Annotated in this window: 2 protein-coding genes and 1 pseudogene; 1 reads left to right on the top strand and 2 read right to left on the bottom strand. The window is 42.7% G+C overall.

All coding sequences use genetic code 11. The annotated features are described in order from the left end of the window. Nucleotides 1–20: 20 nt before the first annotated feature. Together HMPREF0106_RS13680 and HMPREF0106_RS13675 are read right to left on the bottom strand one after the other, a co-directional pair. Entirely contained in the window at nt 21–2,231 is a 2,211-nt protein-coding gene (locus HMPREF0106_RS13680) for a glycoside hydrolase family 97 protein (RefSeq protein ID WP_008776434.1), read from the bottom strand. A gap of 198 nt (nt 2,232–2,429) precedes the next feature. Next, nucleotides 2,430–4,283 carry a glycoside hydrolase family 13 protein gene (locus tag HMPREF0106_RS13675; RefSeq protein WP_032851282.1) on the bottom strand — a complete coding sequence of 618 codons (1,854 nt, stop codon included), beginning with the start codon at nt 4,281–4,283 and terminating at the stop codon, nt 2,430–2,432. A 243-nt stretch (nt 4,284–4,526) separates the two neighbouring features. Here HMPREF0106_RS13675 and HMPREF0106_RS13670 point away from each other — a divergent pair. Continuing rightward, nucleotides 4,527–5,858: pseudogene (locus tag HMPREF0106_RS13670) on the top strand (DUF6377 domain-containing protein); the annotation flags it as partial. Nucleotides 5,859–6,111 lie beyond the last annotated feature (253 nt).

Here is a 6,111-nt window from a genome sequence, read left to right on the forward strand (position 1 = left end):
TATTCTCCCAATCTTATTCCCTAAAATTTCTTTAGTCCTTTTACTTCCGCTTTATCCTTTACTTCCTTGATACTGATGGCATAACCGCCACCGTTGGCAGCGCGCAAGTTCAGTTTGCTTTTGTTTGTCAGGATACCTTTTTTGATGGTATAAGCTTGCGGATTTTCTTTCCAGTCGGCATCTTTAGCATCCGCATAAACAGTGGCAATGTATTGTTTTCCCGGTGTGAGGAAGTCGAATACCAGTTTGGAAGTATGACCGTTCTCACCGGCTGTACAACCTACATACCAGTCGCCTGTACCTTTTGCCTTACGGGCGATAGTGATATATTCTCCCGGTTCTGCTTCCAGATAGTTTGTTTCGTCCCAGTCGATTGCCACGTCTTTGATGAATTGGAAAGCATCCATGAAACGTTCGTAGTTTTCAGGAATATCGGCAGCCATTTGCAGCGGGCTGTACATGGTCACGTACAAGGCTAACTGGCGGGCGATGGTAGAACGTACCTGTGAATTGTTTGCAGGATTCATCTTGTTACAATGAGTTTCGAAGATACCCGGAGTGTAATCCATCGGGCCGCCGACCAAACGGGTGAAAGGAAGTATAGTTGTGTGATATACTTTGTTTCCGCCGAATGATTCGTATTCGGTTCCGCGTGCGGATTCGTTGCCGATTAAGTTAGGATACGTGCGGCAGATACCTGTCGGGCGGGTTGCTTCGTGAGCATTTACCATGATTTTGTAGTCGGCTGCTTTCGTCACTGCATACAGGTAGTGGTTGTTCATCCATTGTCCGTAGTGGTGTTCGCCGCGCGGAATGATATTGCCTACATAACCGCTCTTTACAGAATTGTAACCGTTGTCTACCATAAACTGGTAAGCCTTGTCCATATGGCGTTCGTAGTTGCGGACAGATGCGGAAGTTTCGTGGTGCATCATCATCTTGATACCTTTGCTCGCTGCGTAACGATGTACTTCTTTTACATCGAAATCCGGATACGGAGTGACGAAGTCGAATACATAGTCCTTGCTATTGCCGAACCAGTCTTCCCAACCTTCATTCCAGCCTTCTACCAATACAGCGTCGAACCCGTTTGCTGCGGCGAAGTCAATATAGCGTTTCACGTTGGCAGTGTTGGCAGAATGTTTGCCGTTCGGTTTGGTTTTAGAGTAATCCGTTTCTCCCAGTTTTACGCTAGTCAGTTCGTCGGTATAAGCCCATGAACCTTTTCCGGTAATCATATCCCACCATACGCCGATATATTTCACAGGCTTCACCCATGAAGCGGCATCTGCGATTTTGCATGGCTCATTCAGGTTCAGAGTGATGCGGGATGCAAGAATATTGCGGGCATCATCGCTGACGATAACGGTACGCCACGGAGTATTACAGGGAGTTTGCAGATAACCTTTGTCTCCTTTAGCATCCGGAGTCAGCCAGGATTCGAATACCATATTTTTGTCGTCCAGATTCAGGTGCATACATGAGTAATCGATGAGAGCAGCTTCGTGAAGATTGATATATAAACCGTCATCCGTTTTCATCATCAGTGCAGTCTGTACGCCTGTCTGTGAGAAAGGAGTCTGAGAAGAGTTCGGAGTAATGGCTTCTTTCATCAAACCTCTGATTTCTGACAGGCGGGAGATAGTGTAATCATATTCCTGAGTGTCATAGTCGCCCGGTATCCAGTAAGCGATGTGGTCGCCTGCCATTGCAAACTGGGAATGTTCTTCTTTGATGATGAAGTAGTTCAGAGATTTCTGCTGCGGGAATTCGTAGCGGAATCCTAAACCATCGTTGAACAACCGGAAACGGATAAGGATAGAACGGTCGTTCATGGGCTGATACAGCGTGGCTGCCAGTTCGTTATAATGATTGTGGATTTCTTTTTCTTCTCCCCATACCGGTTGCCAAGTTTCGTTGAATGTGGAAGTCTTGACGTCTTTCACTTCGAATCCGTTATAAAGATTAGTCTTTGAATCAAGTTTTGTCAGATCCCGGCGGTCTACCCAGTCGAAATCTGTGCGGGTATTATCTTCTTTCTTTAATTCCAGTCCCAGGGTACTTGGTTTGATAACCGTTTTGCCTTTATAAATCAAGTCGTACGTTGGAGCACCTTCTTTGTTAACCTGGAAGGTCATTACTAGATTTCCATCCGGCGAAGTGAGTTTCTGTTGTGCATTCGCTATAAACGAGATACAGAAAAATGCGATAAGCAAAAGATTCTTTTTCATTTTATTTTTATGGTATTAAATTGTGAGCTAACCTATGTTTTTATTCCTTTTGTTTCGGATATTGCAAATGTAGCGACCGTCTGAACTGAGTTTTCCAATTAGAATAAAAATACAAGTTAGTATAAACTTTATTATTTTGATTTATAGCTAAATAACTGCTTGGGTACTTCGGATAAATATAAGTCGTAGTGAACTTCTTTAAAAGGATAAAAGGTATATCCCACGGCTCGGAAGTGTTAAATCCTTTCCTAATTCTACTTTTTTATCTTCCAATACATTGTATGCAGAAGTATCAGGCAGTATTTCCCGGTAAGTATCCAAACTGATAGTCTGTTCCCGGTCTGTTCCATTCAGGAGAACAACGACTGATTTATCACCCTGTTTCCTTTCGTACGCATAGATACCTTTACTCGGTGCGAAGTGTTTCAGTTTTCCTTTGGCTATAACTTCGTTTCCTTTTCTCCATTGGAGCAGTTTCTTCAGATAAGAGAAAGCTTCATTTTGTAGCGGAGTGCGGTTTGCCGCATCGAAGTAATTATGAGTATCATTTTGCCAGCCGCCCGGAAAGTCACAGCGAAGTAATCCGTCACCGTTGGCTTTATCGGCAGCCATCAGGATTTCTGTTCCGTAATATATTTGTGGAATTCCGCGTGTTGTCAGAAGGAACACTAATGCTTGTTTGTATCGGTTTAGGTTTTTAGTATCCGCTTCCGAACGATAAAAACGGGAAGTGTCGTGATTATCCAGGAAAGTCAATAGATTCATCGGGTCAGCAAAGACGATATCTTGCGACAGGTATTCGTAAAGCCGGCACAGTCCGCCGTTCCAGTCGGTTGTTTCTTCATCAAAAGCCCTGTTCATATGTTCCATCAATGGGAAGTCCATGACAGTGGGCAGGTAGGTGTTTTTAGGATAGGTCAGTTTGCTGTCTTTTTGCCAATAAGAGATAAGTACATTGCTGCCTAACCAGGTTTCGCCTACAATATTGAATTTGGGATATTCTTCGTTCACTGCCTTGCACCAATGAGCCATCATGTCAAAGTCTGCATAAGGGTGCGTATCTTGGCGGATTCCGTTAATACCGGCATACTCTATCCACCAGATACTGCTCTGAATCAGATAAGTAGCTACATGGCGGTTCCGTTGGTTGAAATCCGGCATAACCTGGCTGAACCAACCGTCAACTGCTATTTTCTTTTCGTAATCAGAAGCATACGGGTCTAGTTGGGTGGCAGTCTTAAAACTTGTCTGCACATAGTTGCCTTTGAAGTTGAACCAGTCTTTGGATGGCATATCCTTATATAGATAGTTTTCACTACCGCAGTGGTTGAAAATCATATCCATGACTACTTTCATCCCTTTGGCATGTGCCTGGTCTACAAGGTTCCGGAATTCTTCATTATTCCCAAAGCGGCGGTCTGCCTGATAATAATCAGTGATGGCATAACCGTGGTAAGAGCCTTCCTTCATGTCATTCTCCTGAATCGGATTCAGCCATATGCTCGTCACACCTAAGTCTGCGATATAATCCAGATGCTTTTCTATCCCTTTGAAATCACCTCCATGGCGGGCGAAGGAGTCGTTGCGGTCTACTCTGGCTTCCAACATTCCGGAAATTATATCATTAGAAGAATCACCGTTAGCAAAACGATCCGGCATAATGAGATAAAGCACATCGTTAGAGTTGAAACCTTCTATCTGAGAAGAACCCGGCTTTCTTTCTTTGAGTTCATAAGGAATTACAGTCTGTTTTTTACCTTGTTTCAGAATCATGTTGAATGTCTGCGGGGCTGCTTCCGAGATATTCAGATAGACAATCAGATAATTTGGATTTTCTAGCTTGACAACCTCTTGCAAGGTGATGTCTTCGGAAGAGATACTGACTTCTGCAAATGCTATATGTTCTCCATATAGCAAAACCTGCAACTCCGGATTTTTCATACCTGCCCACCAAAAAGCAGGGACTACTTTTTTTATGACAGTTGCGGCATATACCGGGCTGCAACCAAATAGTAGTACAAGTAAGATTACAAATAGAAAATTCTTTTTCATGGTAACATAGATTTTAAATGTTTGCTCGGCGAACCGATGTTGCAAATGTAGGGGGATAGGGGAAAGCATTTGGGGACTAGAATATAAATATAAATACTTGTGATGCTCATTTTGTTGAAAATGAATGCATTGCTTGTGAAAAGACTATGAGAAAATACAACTAGGAATTAAAATTATTTTGACCGTCTGTTTCATAATCATTACTATATTCATTATATTTGTGACATCTTTAAAAAGTAACCTATGAGAAATATAGCCTATATCTTAGCTTTTCTTTTAGTTTGTCCGACTTTACTGTTTGCGACACAGACGGATGATAATGCGGCAGTCCTTAAAAGACTGGATGATATTATAAATAAGAAAGAGACTTTTCAGGTTCAGAAAGAGAAAGCTATTGATGCGCTGAAAATGCAGCTCGCTCATTCGGTTGCTCCTGCTGATAAATATCGCTTGTATGGTTCTTTGTTCGATGCTTATCTTCATTATCAGGCAGATTCTGCACTTTATTATATAAACAGGAGACAACAGCTTCTCCCCCAACTGACCCGTCCAGAATTGGCAGATGAGATAATAATTGACCGTGCAACAGTATTGGGAGTGATGGGAATGTATATTGAAGCCATGAAAGAACTGGAGAGCATAAATTCGGAGAAGCTGGACAAACAAACATTACTATCCTATTATCAGACTTATCGTGCCTGTTATGGTTGGCTTGCAGACTATACCACTAATAAAGAGGAAAAGAAGAAATACCTGACAAAGACAGATTTATACAGGGACTCTATCATTGGTATAATGCCGCCCGAAATAAACCGTACGATTGTACTGGCTGAGAAATGTATCGTTACAGGTAAGGCTGATACAGCTTTGGTGATGCTCAGCGACGCGTTGAAGGATGCGGTTGACGAACGTCAGAAAGTCTATATCTACTATACGCTGTCCGAAGCATATGGCATGAAAGGCGATATGGAAAAAGAAGTATATTATCTGATATTGACAGCTATTGCCGATTTGGAATCTTCGGTCAGGGAATATGCTTCATTGCAGAAACTGGCACACTTGATGTATGAACTGGGCGATGTAGACCGCGCTTACAAATATCTGAGCTGTTCGATGGAAGACGCCGTAGCTTGCAATGCCCGCCTGCGTTTTATTGAGGTGACGGAGTTCTTTCCTATTATCGACAAGGCTTATAAACTGAAGGAAGAAAAAGAACGTGTGGTTTCACAGGCAATGCTTGTCAGCGTCAGTCTGTTGTCTTTCTTTCTCCTTATTGCTGTTTTCTATTTGTATCGTTGGATGAAGAAACTGTCTGCCATGCGGCGTGACTTAAGCTTGGCGAACAAACAAATGCAGGCAGTAAACAAAGAACTGGAACAGACGGGGAAAATTAAAGAGGTGTATATCGCCCGCTATCTGGACAGATGCGTCAACTATCTGGATAAGCTGGAAACTTACCGTCGTTCACTGGCGAAGCTGGCTATGGCGTCACGTATTGAAGACTTGTTCAAAGCCATCAAGTCCGAGCAGTTTATCCGTGACGAGCGGAATGAATTCTATAATGAGTTTGATAAGCCTCAAATCCGCAACTAAGCCCTTGAACGTCCTTATTGCGTTTACACGTCCTCTCATTACTGAATTTGCAGATAATTTGAACTTGAAGCACCCACTTCTGCCTACAATATCCCCTTACCCCACAATGTGACTTGAGGCAATACACAATATCATTCCCATAAGTTGTAGGCATTATCCAAAATCAGTCTGGAAAACATCTGCGTAAGCATTATTACAGGTATAGATGTTCAGCACATACCGCCTTGATGTCCTG

Source organism: Bacteroides sp. D22 (assembly GCF_000163675.1).
GTDB classification, from domain to species: domain Bacteria; phylum Bacteroidota; class Bacteroidia; order Bacteroidales; family Bacteroidaceae; genus Bacteroides; species Bacteroides xylanisolvens.

What these genes read in the sequence shown, in the direction of transcription:
- HMPREF0106_RS13680 (WP_008776434.1), bottom strand. Translation starts at nt 2,231, where the DNA reads ATGAAAAAGAATCTTTTGCTTATCGCATTTTTCTGTATCTCGTTTATA.
- HMPREF0106_RS13675 (WP_032851282.1), bottom strand. Translation starts at nt 4,283, where the DNA reads ATGAAAAAGAATTTTCTATTTGTAATCTTACTTGTACTACTATTTGGT.